Source organism: Marivita cryptomonadis, from assembly GCF_002115725.1.
In the GTDB taxonomy this organism is placed as follows: domain Bacteria; phylum Pseudomonadota; class Alphaproteobacteria; order Rhodobacterales; family Rhodobacteraceae; genus Marivita; species Marivita cryptomonadis.
In genome coordinates this window covers 132,860-153,533 of record NZ_JFKD01000006.1, presented here as the reverse complement: position 1 = coordinate 153,533, position 20,674 = coordinate 132,860, and the positions used below count along the sequence as shown (strand labels likewise).

Annotated in this window: 21 protein-coding genes and 1 tRNA gene; 4 read left to right on the top strand and 18 right to left on the bottom strand. The window is 61.0% G+C overall.

Annotation, left to right across the window (positions count from 1 at the left end):
• Positions 1 to 81: 81 nt before the first annotated feature.
• The 12 genes from ftsZ to ftsW form a co-directional block, all read right to left on the bottom strand.
• Positions 82 to 1,701 carry a cell division protein FtsZ gene (gene ftsZ / locus MCRY_RS08690; RefSeq protein ID WP_085629192.1) on the bottom strand — a complete coding sequence of 540 codons (1,620 nt, stop codon included), beginning with the start codon at positions 1,699 to 1,701 and terminating at the stop codon, positions 82 to 84.
• Positions 1,702 to 1,875: 174 nt separating this feature from the next.
• On the bottom strand, positions 1,876 to 3,210 hold the full coding sequence (gene ftsA / locus MCRY_RS08685) for a cell division protein FtsA (RefSeq protein WP_085629101.1): 1,335 nt from the start codon (positions 3,208 to 3,210) through the stop codon (positions 1,876 to 1,878).
• A 2-nt stretch (positions 3,211 to 3,212) separates the two neighbouring features.
• On the bottom strand, positions 3,213 to 4,082 hold the full coding sequence (locus MCRY_RS08680; RefSeq protein ID WP_085629100.1) for a cell division protein FtsQ/DivIB: 870 nt from the start codon (positions 4,080 to 4,082) through the stop codon (positions 3,213 to 3,215).
• Positions 4,070 to 4,984, bottom strand: a complete 915-nt coding sequence (locus tag MCRY_RS08675) for a D-alanine--D-alanine ligase (protein WP_171046186.1) — start codon at positions 4,982 to 4,984, stop codon at positions 4,070 to 4,072. The genes MCRY_RS08680 and MCRY_RS08675 overlap by 13 nt, the downstream gene beginning before the upstream one ends.
• Positions 4,985 to 5,107: 123 nt before the next feature.
• Positions 5,108 to 6,040, bottom strand: a complete 933-nt coding sequence (murB, locus tag MCRY_RS08670; protein WP_085629099.1) for a UDP-N-acetylmuramate dehydrogenase — start codon at positions 6,038 to 6,040, stop codon at positions 5,108 to 5,110.
• Positions 6,041 to 6,079: 39 nt separating this feature from the next.
• Positions 6,080 to 6,340 carry a DUF2484 family protein gene (locus MCRY_RS08665; RefSeq protein WP_238939843.1) on the bottom strand — a complete coding sequence of 87 codons (261 nt, stop codon included), beginning with the start codon at positions 6,338 to 6,340 and terminating at the stop codon, positions 6,080 to 6,082.
• The gene (locus MCRY_RS08660; RefSeq protein WP_085629098.1) at positions 6,337 to 6,585 is read right to left on the bottom strand and encodes a DUF2484 family protein; all 249 of its coding nucleotides are present in this window, start codon (positions 6,583 to 6,585) and stop codon (positions 6,337 to 6,339) included. The genes MCRY_RS08665 and MCRY_RS08660 overlap by 4 nt, the downstream gene beginning before the upstream one ends.
• Before the next feature lie 158 nt (positions 6,586 to 6,743).
• A complete protein-coding gene (locus MCRY_RS08655; protein ID WP_238939525.1) occupies positions 6,744 to 7,847 on the bottom strand; it encodes a flavin monoamine oxidase family protein in 1,104 nt (367 codons plus the stop codon).
• Complete coding sequence (locus tag MCRY_RS08650) at positions 7,799 to 8,467, bottom strand: cupin domain-containing protein (RefSeq protein WP_085629097.1); 669 nt, start codon at positions 8,465 to 8,467, stop codon at positions 7,799 to 7,801. Before MCRY_RS08650 ends, MCRY_RS08655 begins: the two co-directional genes overlap by 49 nt.
• A gap of 191 nt (positions 8,468 to 8,658) precedes the next feature.
• Positions 8,659 to 10,056, bottom strand: coding sequence for a UDP-N-acetylmuramate--L-alanine ligase (gene murC / locus MCRY_RS08645; protein ID WP_085629096.1), 1,398 nt, complete (start codon positions 10,054 to 10,056; stop codon positions 8,659 to 8,661).
• Complete coding sequence (locus tag MCRY_RS08640) at positions 10,053 to 11,171, bottom strand: UDP-N-acetylglucosamine--N-acetylmuramyl-(pentapeptide) pyrophosphoryl-undecaprenol N-acetylglucosamine transferase (protein WP_085629095.1); 1,119 nt, start codon at positions 11,169 to 11,171, stop codon at positions 10,053 to 10,055. Before MCRY_RS08640 ends, murC begins: the two co-directional genes overlap by 4 nt.
• 89 nt (positions 11,172 to 11,260) lie before the next feature.
• Positions 11,261 to 12,427 (bottom strand): putative lipid II flippase FtsW, encoded by a 1,167-nt coding sequence (gene ftsW / locus MCRY_RS08635; protein ID WP_085629094.1) that lies wholly within the window; start codon positions 12,425 to 12,427, stop codon positions 11,261 to 11,263.
• A 142-nt stretch (positions 12,428 to 12,569) separates the two neighbouring features.
• Here ftsW and MCRY_RS08630 point away from each other — a divergent pair, with 142 nt between their 5' ends.
• Genes MCRY_RS08630 through MCRY_RS08620 form a run of 3 tightly spaced genes read left to right on the top strand, consistent with a single transcriptional unit; the run spans position 12,570 to position 15,112 of the window.
• Complete coding sequence (locus MCRY_RS08630; RefSeq protein WP_085629093.1) at positions 12,570 to 13,751, top strand: BaiN/RdsA family NAD(P)/FAD-dependent oxidoreductase; 1,182 nt, start codon at positions 12,570 to 12,572, stop codon at positions 13,749 to 13,751.
• Positions 13,752 to 13,781: 30 nt separating this feature from the next.
• Entirely contained in the window at positions 13,782 to 14,441 is a 660-nt protein-coding gene (locus tag MCRY_RS08625; RefSeq protein ID WP_085629092.1) for a hypothetical protein, read from the top strand.
• Positions 14,438 to 15,112, top strand: a complete 675-nt coding sequence (locus MCRY_RS08620; RefSeq protein WP_085629091.1) for a hypothetical protein — start codon at positions 14,438 to 14,440, stop codon at positions 15,110 to 15,112. Before MCRY_RS08625 ends, MCRY_RS08620 begins: the two co-directional genes overlap by 4 nt.
• Here MCRY_RS08620 and murD read toward each other — a convergent pair.
• The 6 genes from murD to MCRY_RS22845 are packed head-to-tail and all read right to left on the bottom strand — an operon-like array spanning position 15,109 to position 20,360.
• On the bottom strand, positions 15,109 to 16,509 hold the full coding sequence (gene murD, locus MCRY_RS08615; RefSeq protein WP_085629090.1) for a UDP-N-acetylmuramoyl-L-alanine--D-glutamate ligase: 1,401 nt from the start codon (positions 16,507 to 16,509) through the stop codon (positions 15,109 to 15,111). The two genes, MCRY_RS08620 and murD, sit on opposite strands and share 4 nt — an antisense overlap.
• A 60-nt stretch (positions 16,510 to 16,569) precedes the next feature.
• Complete coding sequence (gene hisD, locus MCRY_RS08610) at positions 16,570 to 17,871, bottom strand: histidinol dehydrogenase (RefSeq protein ID WP_085629089.1); 1,302 nt, start codon at positions 17,869 to 17,871, stop codon at positions 16,570 to 16,572.
• A 53-nt stretch (positions 17,872 to 17,924) separates the two neighbouring features.
• The gene (locus MCRY_RS08605; RefSeq protein ID WP_085629088.1) at positions 17,925 to 18,443 is read right to left on the bottom strand and encodes a GNAT family N-acetyltransferase; all 519 of its coding nucleotides are present in this window, start codon (positions 18,441 to 18,443) and stop codon (positions 17,925 to 17,927) included.
• Positions 18,440 to 18,919 (bottom strand): DUF2948 family protein, encoded by a 480-nt coding sequence (locus MCRY_RS08600; RefSeq protein WP_244897897.1) that lies wholly within the window; start codon positions 18,917 to 18,919, stop codon positions 18,440 to 18,442. Before MCRY_RS08600 ends, MCRY_RS08605 begins: the two co-directional genes overlap by 4 nt.
• Positions 18,916 to 20,187 (bottom strand): UDP-N-acetylglucosamine 1-carboxyvinyltransferase, encoded by a 1,272-nt coding sequence (gene murA, locus MCRY_RS08595; RefSeq protein ID WP_085629087.1) that lies wholly within the window; start codon positions 20,185 to 20,187, stop codon positions 18,916 to 18,918. Before murA ends, MCRY_RS08600 begins: the two co-directional genes overlap by 4 nt.
• Before the next feature lie 5 nt (positions 20,188 to 20,192).
• A complete protein-coding gene (locus MCRY_RS22845; RefSeq protein ID WP_171046187.1) occupies positions 20,193 to 20,360 on the bottom strand; it encodes a hypothetical protein in 168 nt (55 codons plus the stop codon).
• A gap of 100 nt (positions 20,361 to 20,460) precedes the next feature.
• On the opposite strand from MCRY_RS22845, the gene MCRY_RS08590 reads away from it, so the two are divergent.
• Positions 20,461 to 20,535: transfer RNA gene (locus MCRY_RS08590), tRNA-Thr, on the top strand.
• The last annotated feature ends 139 nt before the right edge of the window (positions 20,536 to 20,674 follow it).

Genomic DNA, 20,674 nt, shown 5'->3' with positions numbered 1-20,674 from the left:
CGCCTGACCTCACAATATATTGTTTCTCAACAAAAAACGCCCCCGGAAACGGGGGCGCTTCGAAAGCGATTCTTCGCTTTTTTAGTTTGCCTGACGCCGCAGGAAAGCCGGGATCTCGATCCGCTCCTGATCTTCGTCCGCGTCCTGAGACGGTGCGCGTGCCGGTGCGGCACCGCTGGATTGGACAGGCGGTTGCGCTGTGCGACGCACAGGAGCTTCGGCCTGCTGACCATGACCAGTCATCCGATTGATCAACGAATTGATGCCAAAACGGGGGCGTTCACTGTCTGCTGGCTCTTGCTCGACCTGCATGTTCGGGCGGGCGCCCGGTGCGGGGCGGGCACGTGATGCCGCGGCTTGCAAACGTGCCAGCGCTTCGGCACTCGGGGTGCCAGGAGCCGGGGCACGAGGTGCAACGAACTGTTCAGGATCGGCTTCGATGCTGTCTTCGCGCGGATTGAATTCAGCCACCTGAGGACGGTAGGCGGGCATCGGCAGGCCATCGTCGTCGACGGCTTCGGTCTGAACGCGTTCGTCCTCGAACAAGGTCTCCATCTGCTCTTCAGCCGCTTCACGCTCGGCATCGAACAGCGACGGCTCGTGTGCCGTGCGGGCCGCAATCGGCTCGGGCTTGGGTTCTGCGCGCTCGGCGTGCTGGATTTCCTCGACACGTGTGGTCTGGGTCAGCGGCGTTGCCAGCGACCGGCGCGGGACCGGAACTTCGGTGTGTACATCAACGGCGTCGATGCCGGTTGCGACAACGCTGACACGCATCATGCCTTCCATGCTGTCATCCAGCGTCGAGCCAACGATGATGTTTGCGTCCTGATCCACTTCTTCGCGGATGCGGTTTGCCGCTTCGTCGAGTTCGAACAGGGTAAGGTCGTGACCACCGGTGATGTTGATGAGAACGCCCTTCGCGCCACGCAGGCTGATTTCGTCCAGCAGCGGGTTCGCGATGGCCTTTTCGGCGGCCTGAATGGCGCGATCTTCGCCCTCGGCCTCGCCGGTACCCATCATCGCCTTGCCCATTTCGTCCATCACTGCACGCACGTCGGCAAAGTCGAGGTTGATCAGCCCCGGACGGACCATCAGGTCAGTCACACCCTTCACACCCTGATACAGAACGTCGTCTGCCATCGAGAACGCTTCGGTAAAGGTGGTCTTTTCGTTGGCCAGACGGAACAGGTTCTGGTTAGGAATGATGATCAGCGTATCAACGACCTTTTGCAGCGCCTCGACGCCATCCTCGGCCTGCTTCATCCGCTTGTTGCCTTCGAACTGGAACGGCTTGGTCACAACACCAACCGTCAAAACACCCAGTTCACGGGCCGCCTGTGCGATGATCGGTGCAGCACCTGTCCCGGTGCCGCCGCCCATCCCCGCCGTGATGAAGCACATATGCGCCCCGGCAAGGTGATCAACGATCTGCTCGATGCTTTCTTCCGCAGCCGCGGCGCCGACTGTCGCGCGGGCGCCAGCGCCCAGACCCTCGGTCACTTTGACGCCCAGCTGGATGCGGCTGGCCGAACGGCTTTGCTGCAGGGCCTGCGCGTCAGTGTTGGCCACCACGAAATCGACGCCCTCAAGGGACTTGTCGATCATGTTGTTGACCGCGTTTCCGCCTGCTCCGCCTACACCGAACACGGTGATGCGGGGTTTCAATTCTTCCTGTCCGGGCACCGAAAGGTTCAATGTCATTTGTTTGTCCGCCTGCTGTCTCAGCCCCATTTCGGGACGTTTTCTGCACCTGTTTCTACAATTATTACCGGGCAATCACCCAAACGTCACGTAAAAACCGTAGTTTAGCACCAAATGTGCCTAAGATTGCCACCCCCCTACGCGGGATTTTGCCGAAACCTCAACATCTTGCGGTCACCAGTTATCACGGAACCATTTTACGGCACGTTTCAGGGAACGCGCCGGATAACGGTCTACAGGGATCTCAAAGTCCCACCATTCGTCCTGCGGATTGGCCGCAAACAGGCACAAACCGACCGCGCTGGCGAATCCCGGACCGGTCGCGGCCTGTGGCAAACCGTGTACCCGCATGGGCCGTCCAAGGCGCACTTGCTGCCCGAGGATTTTTGTTGCCAGACCGTCCAGACCGGGGATTTGGCTGGCCCCACCAGTGAGCACGATTTGCTGGCTTGGGAGGTGTTCGAAACCGGCTGCATCCAGCCGCGCACGGACCTCTTCAAGGATCTCTTCGACGCGCGGACGCATGATGCCGATCAGTTCGGCACGGCTTACGGACCGACGGTCGTGATGCCAGTCGCCCGTGTCACCACCGATTTCGATCATGTCACGGTCGTCCATCCCGGTTGCCACGACGCCGCCATGAAAGGTCTTGATCCGTTCGGCCACAGCCATCGGAACCTGCAATCCCATCGAAATATCGCTGGTCACATGATCACCGCCCATACGCACGGCGTCTGCGTAAATCATGTGCTTTTTCATAAAGATAGAGAGGCCAGTTGATCCACCACCCATATCGATACAGGCGGCGCCAAGCTCTTGTTCATCTTCGACCAGTGCCGACACGCCCGAAACATAGGCAGAGCTGGCGATACCCGCCAATTCGAGGTCGCAGCGCTTCATGCAATGCGCGAGGTTCTGGATGGCCAAGGCATCAACCGTGAGCATATGCATGTCGACAGCCAATTCCTGCCCGATCTGGCCGCGTGGATCGATCAATCCGCTGCGATGGTCGAGAGCAAAGTTCACCGGCTGCGCATGCAGAACCTCGCGTCCATGGCCAAACTCGGGGACATCACAGGCCGACAGCACACGCGCGACATCTTGTTCATCCACCGCGGTGCCCGCGACATCGACCCGCCCGGCAAGCCCATAGCTGCGCGGATCAGCACCGGCGAAACAGGCGATCACGTGATCAACACGAATCTGCGCCATCTTCTGCGCCGCCTGCACCGCGGTGCGAATGGCCCGTTCGGTTTCACCCATCGAATCGATTTCGCCAAAGCGCACACCGCGAGACCGGGTCGTCGCAGCGCCGATCACTCGAAAGCCGGATTGGCCAGCCAACGATCCGATGCTGTCGGTTTCGATGACGCGGTCCGTTCCATCGAACCGCAACACAAGACACGCGATCTTGGAGCTGCCGATGTCGAGAATGGCAATCACCCCTCTCTGCATCGCCGCCTTGCGCATGTTGCGCATCGCCCGCTGTGACTCGTAAAGCTCGATCATTCTTACTGTTCCCCTGCCTCGATCGCCCGGATGCGGATGAGTTCCTGCACCGCCCCGTCTGTCATTCTAAGTGTTGGCCGGTTCGGCAATCGCAGATCGACTGCGACGAGATCCCGTTCCAGCATGTCGACCGCCTGATCCATGGCGATCACCCGTTCGAGCGCCTGCACCGCTTCGATTTCCGGCAAAAGGATGCGCTGCTCGCGGTCAAGCACCACGTCCCACCGCCGCTCTCCCATCCGCACAAGCCCTCGCAAACGCGCGGAAAGCGGCTCTGCGGCCGCCACGAGGTCCAGTGCTTCGATGACGTTCTTGTCTGCGCCGTCGCCAACGATCAACGGCAACTCCGGCCAATCAGCCCTTACGAAAGCGGGGCCAACCAACACACCCTCGACATCCAAAAGCTGCAACCCCTGCTCGTTTCGCCACAGAACCACGGGGATTCGTTCAACCACGTCGACTTGCAGAACATTGCCCTGACGCACGTAAAGTCGGGCGGATTTGACCGGATCAAGCGCCACCACAACTTCACGCATCGCTTCAAGATCGAGGTCGAAGGAACTGATCGGAAAGTCCAAGGGTAACATCTGCCGGATGCCATCCGAGACAATCTCGCTCGCACCATCCACCACCATCATGTTGACCATGAACTCCGGGCGGCTTTCCACTTGCGAACGCAAGTCGGCATAGGTGTCGATGATCTTCATCCGGTTGTCATCGACCGACAGCCACCAGCTTGCGATTCCAAAGGTCAAAAGACAGGGCAGCCCAAACCGCAACACCAGCCGGAACAGCGGCGTCAGCATCAGCCGTTCCATGCGGTACTTCAGGCGCGACGGCGCCGGATCGGGGCGTGCGGTCATCTGTGACATGACGCGTCCTCAACGATCCAGCGGCACAATGCACCGAAACTCATACCCGTATGCGCAGCCTGTTCCGGGGTCAGCGAGGTGGGCGTCATGCCGGGCTGTGTGTTGGTCTCAAGCAGGATCAAACCAGCCAGCCCTTTGCTTTCGTCCCAGCGGAAATCCGTGCGGCTGACACCTTTGCAACCCAGCGCGTTGTGCGCGCGAACGGCATAATCGAGGCACGCCGCCGTGATCTCGTCCGGAACAGCGGCAGGCAGCACATGGCGCGAGCCACCGGGTTTGTACTTGGCGTCGTAATCATACCAGCCGTCGGTCAGAATGTCGGTCACGCACAGCGCCCGATCCCCGACCACGGTCGTCGTCAATTCGCGGCCCGGCGCAAAGGCTTCGACCATTACGGTCTCGGGCATGTCGTCCGACAGTTGCGGCGGATCGTTCGCGCCTTCGCTGACAAGGTACACCCCGACGGACGACCCCTCGTTGAAGGGTTTGACCACGTAAGGCGGCGCCATCACGTGGCGCTCTTTCACCTCGTCCCGCGCGGCAAGAACGCTATCCACCACTGGCAAACCATGGCGGCGATAGACATCCTTGGTCCGCTCTTTGTCCATGGCCAAAGCCGAGGCGAGGACTCCGGAATGTGTGTAGGGAATACCCAACCATTCAAGCAGGCCTTGCACACAGCCATCTTCACCCCACCGACCGTGAAGCGCGTTGAAACAGACATCTGGAGAAAGGCTGGTCAATACGGATGCGAGATCACGGCCCGCATCGACCTCGTGAACCTCAAATCCTTCGTCCCGCAAAGCGGCGGCGCATTCACGCCCTGTCGACAAGGACACCTCGCGTTCGGCCGAGGGGCCACCCATCAATACTGCCACTTTCGGGTTTGCCCTGCTCGACATACCCAAAACCGCCTCAAATCATGGGGGTTTGCCCCCATTTCTGCCTGGGGCTGTGCCCCTTGTTATGTTGTGCAACCTGCCCGGCGCACCGCCTTCACCTGCGAGGGTTTATCCCTCGTCCGGTCACGTCCTGTCAGCCAACGGCTCACCGACGCGTTTGATTTCCCATTCTAACTCTATTCCAGAGTGCAAGAAAACCTTTTTTCGCACCTCTTCGCCCAATCCTTCAAGGTCCGCCGCCGTGGCACCACCGGTGTTGACCAGAAAGTTCGAATGCTTGGGCGACATCTGGGCCCCACCCCGCGTAGCCCCCCGCATCCCAGCATCGTCAATCACCTTCCACGCCTTCAGGTCATGCACATCGTCGGCTTTGCCAGTCGAAGAAAACCCCGCCGGATTGCGAAACGTGCTGCCTGCGGTGCGATCCTTTGTGGGCTGGGTTGCATCGCGTTTGGCCAGTTGGTCTTCCATCCGCTCATGCAGCGCGGCTGGGTTATCAAGCTGGCCCTCGAACACTGCTTCGATCACAACCGCACCTTCGGGCAAAACGCTTGATCGATAGGACAAATGCAGGTCCGAGGCCGGGAACGTCACCACGTCGCCGGTGCGCAAAACCGCACGCACCTCGACCAGATGATCGGCAACATATGACCCATAACAGCCCGCGTTCATACACACAGCACCCCCGATGGCACCGGGGATGGTGCGCAGGAAGGTCAGATCCACCCCTGCATCAGCGGCCTTGCGCGCCACATGGGCATCAAGCGCAGCCGCACCAGCTGTCACACGTGTTCCGTCGATGGAGATGCCGTTGAACCCGCGCCCCAAGCGGATCACCACCGCCCGCAAACCGCCATCGCGGACGATCAGGTTCGATCCGACGCCCATGGGAAAGACGTGCACGTCTTCGGAAAGGTCACGGAGGAAATCGGAGAGATCATCCGCATCCGCAGGTTGGAACAGCCAGTCTGCCGGCCCGCCCACGCGCAGCCAAGTCAGGTCGGACAAAACTTTGTTGGGGGTCAATGTACCCCGAACGTCAGGAAGAGTGCTCATGCTCCGCGTTTTGCCCAAAGGGCTGCGGCACGTAAAGCCTCATTCGGCGCGGCGCGACACCGCCCGCAGAAGCCACGCGATAAAGTGGCGCAACGGCCAGCGGAACACGCTCAGCATGGCCAAGGTAAAGACCAGACCCCAGATGACCCCGTCAGACAGATAGACCCAGACAAGGATCGGGCCCCCCAAAGCCATCAGCCCATAAGCCCGGCGCCAATGATTGTCGCGCGACGGAAGTGCGGCAAGGATCGCCGCGAGGATGATCCAGCAGCAAGCTGCACTAAGGGAATAGCTCATCATAGGGGGTGCTCCTCCTTGGGCCTTGTCAGGCGTGTCCAGAAATATCGTAACGGATTGCGGTACATCGACCCGAAGGCCAGCAACGCAGCACAGGCCGCCCCAAAACCGATGGCCCGTGCAATCAGAACAATCAGAATAGGTGCTGCGAGTAACAACAGCACTCCCGGCACATATTGCGACCGCAATGGCAGCATCGCGACCATGACAGACGCAAAAACCCAGCCAAGGGAAAGCCACAGCACCATGCCGTCAATGATCCGTCCAGTGTTCCATAATGGTTCGGTACACACGGTTTCGGGCCAAATCACGACCCGAAAACGGTGAAGCCAAGGAATTTACATCTGGGACAGGCCGGTTGCGGTCGACTGACATCGTAGATTCGTTGACGCATGCACCCCGCTCTTTAGCGCACAGGTGCCGCCAGAACCCAACCTGCCGCCTCTTCGGCCGCCGCCAGCGCGCCCTCCAGGTAGCCACCCATCTCGGGGGCCAACTCGCTTGACGCGAAAAGAATGCGGCTGTCCCGCGTCGGCACCAGAGCCGCAGGCCGTCCATAGGCCGGATGATGGGACAATGGTGCCTGGTCAGCAGCCACCGCCGTCAACGCCTCTTCAGCCCAATCGGTGTAGAACACCTCCACCGGAGACGCAGCATCCTGCCCGAACAGCCGCCCCAATTGTGCCACGGCCGCAGCGATCACCGCATCCCGTTGGCCCGCACGCGCCACGGCGGGCACACCCAGAAAACCGAACAGCGCCCCGCCGGTATCGGCGCTGGCATCGTGGATTTCCGCCAGCGGGCCAAGCTGGCTCGACGCATCGCCGGAAAGCCCGTCGTGACGCCAAAACGGGGTGTCATATACGGCGACAAATTTGGCATGTCCCGCCATCCAGGTCGGAATATTGTTCAAGGCAGACTGCACCGGCGTCGGCAGGTCTGGCGTGATGTGCAAACCCGCCGCAACCCGTGGCGGCACAGCCAGCACGATCTGATCGAAGACCTGTTGATTGCCATCGTCGAACCCCAGAACGCCGTCCGCAGAAACCGACCGCACGACGCGGCCTGTCTCGACACAACTCTTTGGCAACTGCGCGGCCAACGCACGGACAATGGCACCCATGCCACCCCGCACCCGCAATGAGCCCTGCATCGAGGCAAAGCCGCGATCCCGGATCACCGCGCCTTGGGCGGTTTCAAAAAGCTGTGCGCCATCGGCGAATTGCGGAAAGACCTCCAACCCCAAATCCTGCACCATCGACTTCATCCGAGGCTGCCCCGGCCAGAACCAAGACGGACCAAGATCGAACCACTGCGTCCCGATGCGGACCGTCGAGATCCGTCCGCCCAACCGATCACGCCCTTCGAACAGGCGAACCGCACGCCCTGCAGCGTGCACCCTCTGTGCAAGCGCCAGCCCGGTGAGGCCACCGCCAACAATCGCCACTGTGCCCGCCAAAGTCAGACCATCGGCGCTTGGGCAAAGGGCAGATGGCCGGTCTTCATCCAAAGCCGTGCGCCTTTTGGCCCTGCCGTCGCATGCAAAGGCGCACCGTCCGGCAGACGCAGCCAAGACCATGTCACTAGATCGTCCGCGCCCTCATGCACACTGCCGTCCAGCACCAGAACTTCGATGCCACCGGCCGAGTCCTCGGTCAACACGGCCCCCGGTTCAAGCACGTGGTATGAAACGACCTCACGCACATCGCGGTGCAGCTCGGCCTGCGCGATACCATCCTGAACCGCTTTAAGCTGCGCGTCCATGTCCATCCGAAACTGGGTGCGATCCTCCAGATCGAATTGCCAAAGCTTGACGAAGATGGTGCATCCCTCTGCCGCGCCGGGCGTGTGCGAGGTCGTCGGCGGATTGCGCACATAGGTGCCCGCCGGGTAATCGCCATGCTCGTCCTGAAACACACCCTCCAGCACCAAAAACTCTTCGCCGCCGGTGTGCGTATGGGCCGAAAACGCGCTGCCCGGAGCGTAGCGGACAATCGACGTTGCGCGCGCGACCTCGTCCCCGATCCGGTCGAGCATGCGCCGATCCACCCCCGGCATGGGCGATGCGATCCAAGGCGCGTCCCCAGCGTGAACCACCACCCGTTTGGCGAAATCCGCATTCAGATCCATCGTGTCGCTCCTAAAGCAAAAAGTTCACGCCGAGTGGTAGCCATATCCCGCGCGCAAGGAAACCCAACGTCTCCACCCAGGCTGGTTCGACAAACATCTCTTGGTGACGCCGCAGGACACAGGGGCAGCGCACCAGTTCACGGTCAACCGAAAACAAGCACGCGACGACGCATCCCCTGCCCTGTCCAAGCCTATTTCGCCAACCGCTCGGGCAGGCCGTTGGCCCAGGTCGAGATCGTACCTGCCCCAAGACAGACCACCATATCCCCCGGACGCGCCTGTTCACGGACCAGCCGTTCCAGATCGTCCTCGTTCAGGATGGCGCGCGCGTGCCGATGACCATGGCGGATCAAACCGGCCACCAGATCATCGCGTGACGCGCCTTCAATGGGGTCTTCGCCCGCCGAAAAGACCTCGGCAATCGCCACCACATCCGCCTCGTTGAAGCAGGCGCAAAAATCCTCAAAAAGGCTCGACAAGCGGGTGTAGCGGTGCGGCTGGTGCACCGCGATGACCCGGCCTTCTGAGGCCTGCCGCGCCGCTTTCAAAACAGCGGCAATCTCGACCGGGTGGTGGCCGTAATCGTCAATGATTGTTACGCCGTTCCATTCGCCGACCTTTGTAAAGCGGCGATTCACACCACCAAACACAGCCAGCGCTTCACGAATTTCGGATTTCTTCATCCCCAGATGCCGCGCCACGGCAACTGCGGACAGGGCGTTCGACACGTTGTGATCGCCGGGCATCGGCAAAGTGCAGCCGTCAATGCTGTCATCTTCGGCCTGAAGCGCGATGTCGAAATGCGCCACGCCTTTTTCATATCGCAGGTTCACGGCCCGCACATCGGCCTGCGCGTTGAAGCCATAGGTCACGACACGCCGATCGGTCACCTTGCCCACGAGACGCTGCACCTCTTCATGATCGGTGCAGCACACGGCGATGCCGTAGAACGGGATGTTCGACACGAAGTCCTGAAACCCCTGCCGCAGTCGGTCAAAATCACCCCAATGCTCCATGTGCTCGGGATCGATATTGGTGACGATCCCGATGGTCGCGGGCAGGCGGTTGAACGATCCATCGCTCTCGTCTGCCTCGACCACCATCCATTCGCCCTGCCCCATCCGCGCGTTGGAGCCATAGGCATGGATGACGCCGCCATTGATCACGGTCGGATCGAACCCCCCAGCCACCATCAACTCGGCCATCATCGTGGTTGTGGTCGTCTTGCCATGCGTCCCGGCAATCGCGATGTTCGACTTGAGCCGCATCAATTCGGCCAACATGTCGGCACGGCGCACCACTGGAAGCCCGCGTAGACGCGCTTCGTCCAGTTCGGGATTGCCCGGCTTGATCGCGGTCGAGACAACCACCACTTCGGCCCCGTCCAGGTTCTCGGCCCGTTGGCCTTCGAAGATGCGCGCGCCCAGATCGGCCAGACGGTTGGTGATCTTGGAGGCCTTCAGATCCGACCCCTGCACCGTGTAGCCCAAGTTCACCAAAACTTCGGCAATGCCTGACATGCCGATACCGCCGATGCCGACGAAATGGATGGCGCCGATATCGACGGGCAATTTGGTGGCGGCGTTCATTCGGTCTGTCCTTCTGGGGTCTGTGGTGTTTGGCCTGCCAACATCTCGACCAGCGCGGCAAGATCTTGCGCGGCATCCGGCTTAGCCTGCGACAGTGCGGCTTGTGACATGTGCAACGCCGCTTGGGGGTTTTGCAAAACCGCGACGATCTGTTCGGCCAGACTGTCGACGTTCAGCTTGCTTTCGGGAATGCGGATCGCCGCTCCAGCCTCGACCAATCCGCGCGCATTGGCGCTCTGATGATCACCGGTGGCCGCGGCATAGGGCACAAGGATCGACGGCCTCCCGATCACCGAAATGTCCGCGACACTCGACGCACCCGAGCGCGAGATCACAAGCTGCGCTTCGGTCATCCGTTTTGGCACATCGGCGAAAAAAGACTGCACATCGGCGTTGACGCCTTGCTCGGCATAGTAGCTCGCGACGCGCTCTCCATCCTCATCACGCGCCTGATGGCTGACACGCAGATGTTGCAGGGTCTCAAGCGGCAACGACGCAATCGCGGGCGGCACCACGTCCGACAGAATGCGCGCGCCCTGACTGCCGCCGATCACAAGGATCGACATCGGATAATCGCCGGGCGTGATATAGGCCGCCCCCGCACGGTCTTTCACGGCAAGCCGCACGGGATTACCCACATGCACACCTTCAACACCTTCAGGCAGCGTCGTCGGCCATGTTCCGCAAGCGACCCGGTCCACACGCTTGGCGAAGAGCGCGTTCACACGGCCCAGCACGCCGTTCTGTTCGTGGATCATCCGAGGCCGCCGCAGCACCCATGCGGCACCCAACGCAGGGATGGACGGATAACCGCCGAACCCCACCACCACATCAGGCCGGTCGCGCAGCATCCGCCACGACATGGAGAGCACGCCACCCAGCACGCGCAGAGGAACCAGCGCCTTCGCGACGATCCCACCCCGCGCGAAAGTTGCGCTGGCCACCTGTTCGATCTCGGTCGAATGTGGAAAACCGCCGGTATAGCGCGCGCCGCGCGCGTCGGTCGACAGCTTCACCCGCCAGCCCCGGCGCAGCATGACCTCTGCCAGCGCCTGTGCCGGAAACATGTGACCGCCGGTCCCTCCGGCTGCAATGACAAGATAAGGTTTGCGCATAAGTCCCCCGCCCAAGGATTGAAGGACAGAGACCTGCCAAAGAGCCGTTTGTCAACAAACCAAGGGGCGATTCACCCCATATACGGGGATTATCGCAGCCGTCCTCGCAAGATATCGCCGATTTCGCCCTGTGGCCTGCTGCGTGTGAAGGCCAAAAGCATGCCAACGGCAATGCCCCCCGCAATCAGGGACGACCCGCCATAGCTCACGAATGGCAAGGTCATACCTTTGGCCGGCAGAAGACGCACCGCGACCCCCATGTTGATCATCGCCTGCACACCGAACATGCAGGCCAGCCCTGTGCCCGCCAGCCGGATAAACGGATCACGTTCGCGCATCAGCCGCAGAAGCGACCGCACCACGATGGTCGCGTAGAGCGCGATGATGATGAGGACAAGAACAAGCCCGTATTCTTCGGCGGCAACGGCGATGATGAAATCCGTATGGGCATCCGGCAGCGACCACTTCACCTGCCCCTCGCCCACACCGACCCCTAGAAACCCGCCTTCGCGGATCGCGTTGGTGGCATAACCCAGCTGCGTGGTCGGATCGACCTCGGGGCTGAGAAAGCCGTCGATACGGCGGGCAAAGTGCTCGGAATTCTGGTAGGCGACAGTGCCGCTCAGAACCACAAATCCGGCAAGGATCATCAGCAACAACATCGGAGCACCGGCCACGAAATACATCACGCCCCATCCGAACAGCACCAGACAGGCCTGACCGAAGTCAGGTTGCAGCGCCAGCATCAGGACGATGCTGATCGTGATGGCAAAAGACAGCGTCTTGCCCGGCGGGCCACCCAAATCCTGGCTCGCGGCAAGGAACCACGCAGTCACGATTACAAACGTGGGCTTGAGGAATTCCGACGGCTGCAACGACGCAAAGCCAAGCGAATACCAGCGCACCGCGCCCTTGCCGAAATCGGTCCCGAAAAAGGGCAGCAACGCCAAAGCGATAAAGGCCGCGGCAAACCCCAAAACCGCCAATCGGCGCACCACAATGGGGCCAAGCATCGAGACAAAAATCATCACGCCCAGCGCCAACCCGCCAAAGACCGCCTGCCGCTGCACGTAGTGGAACGGCGCAAACCCATTGCGCTCTGCCAAGGGCGGAGACGCCGCCAGCCCCAGCAAGATGCCGATGCCGAACAGGATCAGGATGCAGGACAAGGACCATTTGTCGACCGTGCGCCACCACTTCGGCAACACAGGTTCACCCGCGCGGCTTGGGACCGCGCCATAGACCATCTCTGTCATGGTTTCACCGCTATTTCTGCCTCGAACGCCGGTGTTTTCCCGGGCCTTTGGGACACTCTAACCGATATGATTCGCTCGATCCAGAGGAATGATTCGCGCAACCGGACTTGAATAAGGACCAATTCCGTGATGGGTGCGCGCCATGCAGGTGGACACTCTCATTCTTGGCGCTGGCGCGGCTGGCATGATGTGCGCGGCACATGCGGGATCGTCGACGCTGATCATCGACCATGCCAAGGCACCGGGCGAAAAGATCCGCATCTCGGGTGGTGGGCGCTGCAACTTCACCAACATGTACACCGATCCGGCGCGATTTCTGGGGCAGAACCCGCATTTCCACAAATCCGCGCTCAGCCGATATACCCAGTGGGATTTCCTTGACCTCGTGACCCGCCACAAGATCGCGTGGCACGAAAAGACGCTGGGGCAGTTGTTCTGCGACGACAAGGCGACCCAGATCATCGAGATGTTGCGTGCCGAGATGGCGCAGGCCGGGGCCGAACTTTGGCTGCAAACCTCGCTTGTGGACCTGAGCCACGACGGATCGCGTTTCAGCGCGCAGATCGAACGCGAGGGCAAACGCCACAGCGTCACTTCGCGCAATCTTGTGCTGGCCACAGGCGGCAAATCGATCCCCAAGATGGGCGCAACGGGTCTGGCCTATGACATTGCACGTCAGTTCGGCCATACCATCACGGACACCCGCCCTGCCCTTGTTCCACTGACCTTCTCTGATCAGCGCTTTGCAGCGATCTCCGGGGTCTCGACCCCGGTGATTGCGCAGGCCAACGGCACAGCGTTTGAGGAAGCGCTGCTTTTCACCCACCGCGGCCTCAGTGGACCCGCCGTTCTGCAAATCTCCAGCTATTGGGCCGAAGGGGATGCGATCAGCGTGAACCTGTTGCCCCATCATGATCTGGCGACCACGCTCAGATCAGCCCGTCAAAACCAGGGCAAACGCAATGTGACCACCACCTTGGCCGAGGTGCTGCCAGAGCGATTGGTTACCCATCTTGCCGCCGACATGCCCTTGGGCGGCAATGTCGGTGACCTGTCGGACAAGCGCATCGACGAGATCACAGGCACCCTGCGTGACTGGGCGCTGACCCCCACGGGCAGCGAAGGCTATCGCACCGCAGAAGTGACATTGGGCGGGATCAGCACGGACCGGATCGACAGCAAGACGATGATGTCGCGCGATGTGCCGGGGCTGTATATGATTGGCGAAGCAGTGGATGTAACCGGCTGGTTGGGCGGCTACAATTTCCAGTGGGCTTGGAGTTCCGGGGTCGCAGCGGGACTGGCTGTTACAAAACAGACTTGAAGTTTTACAAAACTTTTACATTTTGAGGGGATGCCAGCCAATCCTGCGATCCCTTCCTCTCCTCTAGCCATTCTGCGCGGACCGTTCCGTGATGTTGCGAACTATCTGTCTGGTGGTGGGAATTTTCCGCGCGCGCAGGAACGGATCTGGATCAACCCAACGCGCCTGACCCGAATCTACACGCGCAACCCGGCAGAGACACCGGATTACAAACGGCGGCATTCGGGCATGGTTCTGGCAGGAGATTGGGATCAATGCACAGAACCCTTGGACCAATCGTGGAAAATCGCCGCCTGCCTCGCGCATTTCAGGGACGGTGTGCCGTGGCACGAGACTGGCGTCTACGATCGAATGCAAGAAATGATCGACACGCGCGGCCCATTCGACAGCTGCACCAGTATGGCCGACATTATAGCCCGTTACAAAAAGATAGACGCCCTTTATTCGGAAATTCGCGAAAACGGCTTTCGTGACGAAACCGTTTACAAGCTTGGAACACCCCGCTTGCCGGAAGGCGTGTTTGTTCATCTCGACCGTAACGGCCACCCGATTTTCGGCGCGATCGGAAACCACCGTCTCGGTATTGCGCGTGCCTTGGGTCTGACGCGTATTCCGGCGCAGCTGGGTGTCGTGCATCCGGGCGCGATCGACACAAACGCTTTGGCCAAGTGGCGCAGCGCCAAGGCATGAAAGATGTAAAACGGGCGATATCTGCCGGTGTTCCGGGCAAAGTGGTGCGCGATGTGGTCAACCGCTGGCGGTTTGGCCCTGATGCGCCGCAAAGCGACGAACTGATCTGGATTCGCCCCCAACAGGTGACCGACTTTTATCGCGCCGATCCCGGCAATGGCGCACCTCGGTTCCGGCGTCGGCACTCGGGTATGGTGGCCGGAGGCAATTGGGACATGTCCCGCAAACCGTTCGGCAGCCAGATCAAGCTGGACAGCATCCGCGATCATTTTGAACGCGGTGTGCCTTGGCAACAAACCGATATCTTTTCCTGGATGCTCAAGCGACTCGACAAAGAAGGCGTCGTTGATGGATTCTCCAGCCGCGAAGAATTGATCGCGCGCTATGAAGGGCTTGACCGGATTTACGACGAGGCAAAACGCACCGGAAGGCTGCGCCCGCATGGCAGCGTGAACCAGACACGCGGCGAACAGGGCGGCATCCTTGTCCACATCGCCCGCGATGGCACACCTTTGCGCGATGGCGGCGGCATGCACCGCTTTGCGATTGCCTATATTCTTGGGCTCGAGAAGATCCCGGCACAATTGGGCGTGATCCACGCCGACGCGGTACATGCAGGACTGATGCAAGACCTGCGTACGCCGCCCGGCGAAACCGCGACCACGGCTTAGCCTATCAAAGCCTGCACCCGCGCGGCAAAATCCTCACCGCGTTTTTCGAAGCTGTCATACTGGTCAAAGCTTGCCGCGGCAGGGGCCAACAACACGATGTCCCCCGGTTCGGCTTCAGCCGCAGCGCGGGCAACGGCCACCTCCATCGTGCCGCAGGCCTCTGTTTCGACCCCGGTCAACTGCACCGCAAATCCATCCGCCTCGCGGCCGATGACATAGGCTTTACGAACATGCTCAAAACCGGGAGCCAAACCGTCAAGGCCGCCCTCTTTTTGCAGCCCGCCGCAGATCCAGCGAATGTTCTGAAACGCCTGCAACGCCTTAAGCGCGGAATCCACGTTCGTGGCCTTGCTGTCATTGACAAAGGTCACGCCGTTTTTCTCGCCGATGATCTGGCTGCGATGTGGCAATCCGCCAAAGGATTTCATCGCGGCTTCGATCTGACGCGGCGCAAGGCCCAGCGCGCGGGTCGCGGCATAGGCCGCACACGCGTTCTGATGGTTGTGCGCACCCGGCAGCCCCTTGATCGCGCGCAGGTCGATGGACCCCACCTGCTTGCCCTTGCGCCATTCGGTCAGGAACCCCTTGCGCGCATAGACGTGCCAGCCCGGGCCGGTCAGCTTTTGACCCGACGAGATACGGATCACCCGATCATCCCCCGGCCCTTCGGACAGCTGATTGGCGACATAAAGCCCTTCGTTTTCATCCACGCCGATCACCGCGCGGTCCGGCCCACCTTCGGCAAACAGCCTGCGTTTGGCGGCGAAATACCCGCCCAGCCCGGCATGCCGGTCAAGATGATCTGGCGACAGGTTGGTGAACACAGCCACATCTGGCGTCAAAGCGCGGGCAAGGTCGGTCTGGTAGCTGGACAGTTCCAGCACCACCACATCCCCATCCCCCGGAGGGTCGATGTCCAAGACACCGCGCCCGATATTGCCAGCCAACTGGCTGGTGCGTCCCGCCTCTTCCAGAACGTGATGGATCAGAGCCGAGGTGGTAGATTTGCCGTTCGATCCGGTGACAGCGATCACACGCGGGGCCGTGTCGAACTCGTCCCATTCGCCAGTCGCCAAGGACCGGAAGAACAACCCGATATCGTTGTCCACCGGTACACCTGCCGCCCAAGCCTTGGCAATCACAGGGTTCGGCGCAGGGTACAGATGGGGAATGCCGGGGCTGACGATCAGGCAGGCAATGGCATCAAAGGCGCCGTCGCGGGTAAGTTCGCGTGTCTCGAACCCTTCCGCCTCGGCGGCCTCACGGGCTTTGGGGTTGTCGTCCCAGCAAACCGCCGTGGCTCCGCCTTCTCGCAAAGCACGCGCCGCTGACAGGCCGGACCGGCCCAAACCCAACACGGCCACTTGATGGCCTTCAAAGCCCTGAACGGGGATCATCACACACCTCTGCTGCTGTCTTGGAACAACCGCTATCGCATCTGCGCGTGACGGGAAAGATCAGCCGTTCAGCTTGCGCAGACGTGCCGTCACGGACAGCCCATGCGCCTCGAGCGATTCCGACCGTGCCAGCGTTTCTGCCGCCGGACCAATCGCCCGCAACGCTTCGGGTGACATTTTCGCAAGCGTTGTCCGCTTGAGGAAATCCAGCACTGACAGGCCCGAGGAGAACCGCGCGGACCGTGCCGTGGGCAGAACGTGGTTCGGACCACCGACATAGTCGCCGATGGCTTCGGGTGTCCATTGACCAAGGAAGATCGCGCCCGCATGGGTGATCTTGGCCGACAAAGCGTCGGGATCGTCAACGCAAAGCTCTAGGTGTTCCGGCGCAATCCGATCACAAAGCTCTGCAGCCTCGTCTAGATCACGCACGGTGATCACTGCGCCAAAGTCGCGCCAGCTTGCCCCAGCAATCGCGCGACGTTCCAGCGTTTCAAGGCGCTTTTCGACAGCGTCCGCCACAGCCTGACCAAAGGCGGCATCGGTTGTGATCAAAAGCGATTGCGCGGATTCGTCGTGTTCCGCCTGAGACATCAGGTCCAAAGCAATCCAGTCCGGGTCATTCTCGCCATCCGCAATGACCAAAATCTCGGACGGCCCAGCGATCATATCGATGCCCACCTTGCCGAAGACCCGGCGCTTGGCAGCCGCGACAAAGGCGTTGCCCGGCCCGGTGATCTTGTCCACCGGTGCGATGCTTTGGGTACCATAAGCCAGCGCCGCAATCGCCTGTGCGCCGCCAATGCGGTAGACCTCGTCCACGCCAGCGATGCGGCAGGCCATCATCACAAGCGGGTTGATGATGCCATCCGGGGTCGGAACCGTAACGGCCAGACGCCCGACGCCCGCCACCTTGGCCGGAACCGCGTTCATCAGGACCGAGGACGGGTAACTGGCAAGACCGCCGGGCACATAGAGCCCAGCCGCGGACACAGGCGTCCAGCGCCAGCCCAAAGTGGCCCCCTGTTCGTCGGTCCACATCTCGTCGTTGGGGATTTGCCGCGTGTGATAAGCGCGAATACGCTCCGCCGCCGTTTCCAACGCCACGCGCTCGGCTTCGGGCACTTTGGCGATCTCGGCATCAATTTCGGCCTCGGACACGCGCATTTGCGTGGCGGTCAGCTCCAACCGATCGAATTTGGCCGTCAATTCCAGCACTGCCGCATCGCCACGCTTGCGCACATCGGCAATGATGCCCGCCACGATGTCATCCACATCCGGGCTATCCTCGCGCTTGGCATTGAGGATCGCGGTAAAGCGCGAGTCGAAATCGGCATCTAGCGTGGACAGAAATTGCGGCATTGCGCCCTCCGGATCAGCAGTTGCCGGGTACTTAGACCGCGCGGCACCAACCCTCAAGCGTCGCGCGTCAGGTCTGCACCATCCAAAGCCTTGATCATGAGGAAATCGTCACGCCCTGCCCCGTCGATTAGGACCGACCGGGGACGCCTGCCGAAGACGTGAAAGCCCAGCGCCTGATAGAGCTTTTGCGCGCCCTGGTTTTCGACATCGACAACCAATTCGGCCTGCTGCACACCTGCGTCAATCAAGTGCTGCAACACCGCCTCCATCAGCGCGCGACCATAGCCCTGCCCTTGCGCGTCTGGATGCACGTAAAGCGGCCCGATATCGGCCATGTGCCGCATCCGTTTAGGCCCGCCGCGCCGTGCAGAGACAAATCCAACCAGCCGCTTTGCGTCATTGAACACGCCCAGCGTGAGATTGACTTCAAGCCCGCGCTCCACGTCCTTGTTGGGAAAGGCGCGCACTTCTTCGGCGCTGAACAAAAACGCGGTCGGCACCCGCATCAGGCCATCGGCCCACAGTGCGCGAAAGGCGGTCAGGTCCTTCGGCGTCAACCGCCGGACCGTCATGCGGGATGGTCCGGTACCTTGCCCGACACGGCAGCGTAGGGCTTCGTCACGTCCCGCAGGGCCACTTCGAGGTCTTCGACCTGCAAACGGATCGCGCCATCGCCCGCAAGCATGAGCAGAACAGCACCGCCGCCTGCTGCGTCTTCTTCGAATGTCACGGACAGGACAGATAGGATCGTGTCCGCATCGCCCGGTGTCACACCCTGACTGGCGACTCGCACCACGTTTTCGACGGCCAACACCGATTGCACCCGTTCCGGTCTGCGGTCCCTACGCTGGGCGACGGGGATATCCTCCCAGCGGAACCGGTTGAGCAGAATGCCAAAGCGCTGCTTGCTGCGCTGCCACTGCATTTCGCTGGCCGGAAAGACCGCGTCCTGACACAGCGCCGAGAGCACCTGCAAATCCTCGTCGTCCATTGCAACCAGCCGCAGCGGCTTGGCTGCGCCGTCTTCGAATGTGGCGTCTGCGGTCACTGTTCTTTCACCCGTTCAATCTTGGCCCCCACACTTTCCAGCTTGCGGACGACATGTTCGTATCCACGATCGAGGTGATACACGCGGCTGACAATGGTCTCGCCTTCAGCGGCCAGACCGGCAAGGATCAAAGACACGGATGCCCGCAAATCGGTTGCCATTACAGGCGCACCGCGCAACCGGTCGACCCCTTGAACAGTCGCCGTTCCACCGTGAACGTCGATCTTGGCGCCCATGCGGATCAGTTCCGGCGCGTGCATGAAACGATTCTCGAATATCTTTTCTTCCAGAACGCTGGTGCCCTCTGCCGTGCAAAGCAGCGCCATCATCTGCGCCTGCAAGTCGGTCGGGAAACCGGGGAACGGTTCGGTTGTAACATCCACCGCTGACACCCGCCCGTTCTTGCGGGCGACCTTCAGTCCCGTCAGCGTTTCCTCAACCGAGATACCCGCGGCATCCAGCTTTTCACAGAACGCAGCCAGCAGTTCGATCTTGCCCCCAAGGCATTCCACCTCGCCACCGCAAATGGCAGGGGCCAGCATATAGGTGCCCAGTTCGATCCGGTCGGTGACCACCCGGTGGGTCGCGCCGCCCAGACGATCGACACCCTGAATGGTGATCTCGGACGTGCCTTCGCCGTCAATCTGCGCGCCCATCTTGCGCAAACATTGCGCAAGGTCGACGATCTCGGGTTCGCGTGCGGCGTTCCTCAGAACAGTCGTGCCCTTGGCCAGCGTTGCCGCCATCAGCGCGTTTTCGGTGGCACCCACCGACACAAAAGGAAAGTCGACAATGCCGCCTTTCAAACCGCCGGCAGGCGCTTTCGCATGCACATAGCCATCGCGCAGGTCCAGCTCTGCGCCCATCGCCTCGAACGCCTTGAGGTGCAGATCGACCGGGCGCGCGCCAATGGCACATCCACCGGGCAGCGACACTTCGGCATGGCCAAACCGCGCCAAGAGCGGCCCCAGCACCAGAATCGATGCCCGCATCTTGCGCACGATGTCATAGTCAGCCCGTGTGGAGGTCAGATCATGGCTCGACATCGCAAGCACCTGTCCGTCCTGCAACGCCTGAACTTCGGCTCCAAGCGACTGCAACAGCGTCGTCATGGTGCGGATGTCACTGAGGCGCGGCGCGTTGGTCAGCGTCAGCGGTTCCTCGCTCAAAAGCGTCGCCGGCATCAGGGTAAGACAGGCGTTCTTTGCGCCTGCAATGGGAATCTGGCCACTAAGCTGGCCGTTTCCGGTCACGATAATCTGGTCCATATGTTCTAACTGCCCTCGCTCGAGTTCTTGTTGTTTTTGGCCTCATCCGCTGCACCGGCTGACCGCGCACGCGCCTGTGCCTTGCGCTTGGCCATATTCGCCTTGAGCGCGGCCTTGAGCCTGTCTTCCCGCGCCTGTGGGGTCGATTTCCCGGATGAAGGTTTCTGCGTCATGACCACTTCCTATCCCAGAGGCAAAAAAGGGTCCAGATTGCGCTTGCACCGATTTCCGTTTGAGTCTAATCACCCGCCACGTCGATCAAGACACCCCGGCGCTGTGGTAGCTCAGTGGTAGAGCACACCCTTGGTAAGGGTGAGGTCGAGAGTTCAATCCTCTCTCACAGCACCATTATTTCGTAAAGCTGCGAACGCACGGAATACCGCCTCTTGCGCCAGGGCATGCAGGTCTCGCTCACCCCTTTTGATGAAACCGTTTCCAGACTGAACAGATCGGTGCTTATCCCTGCCTGTCCGCATAGAGGTTGGGC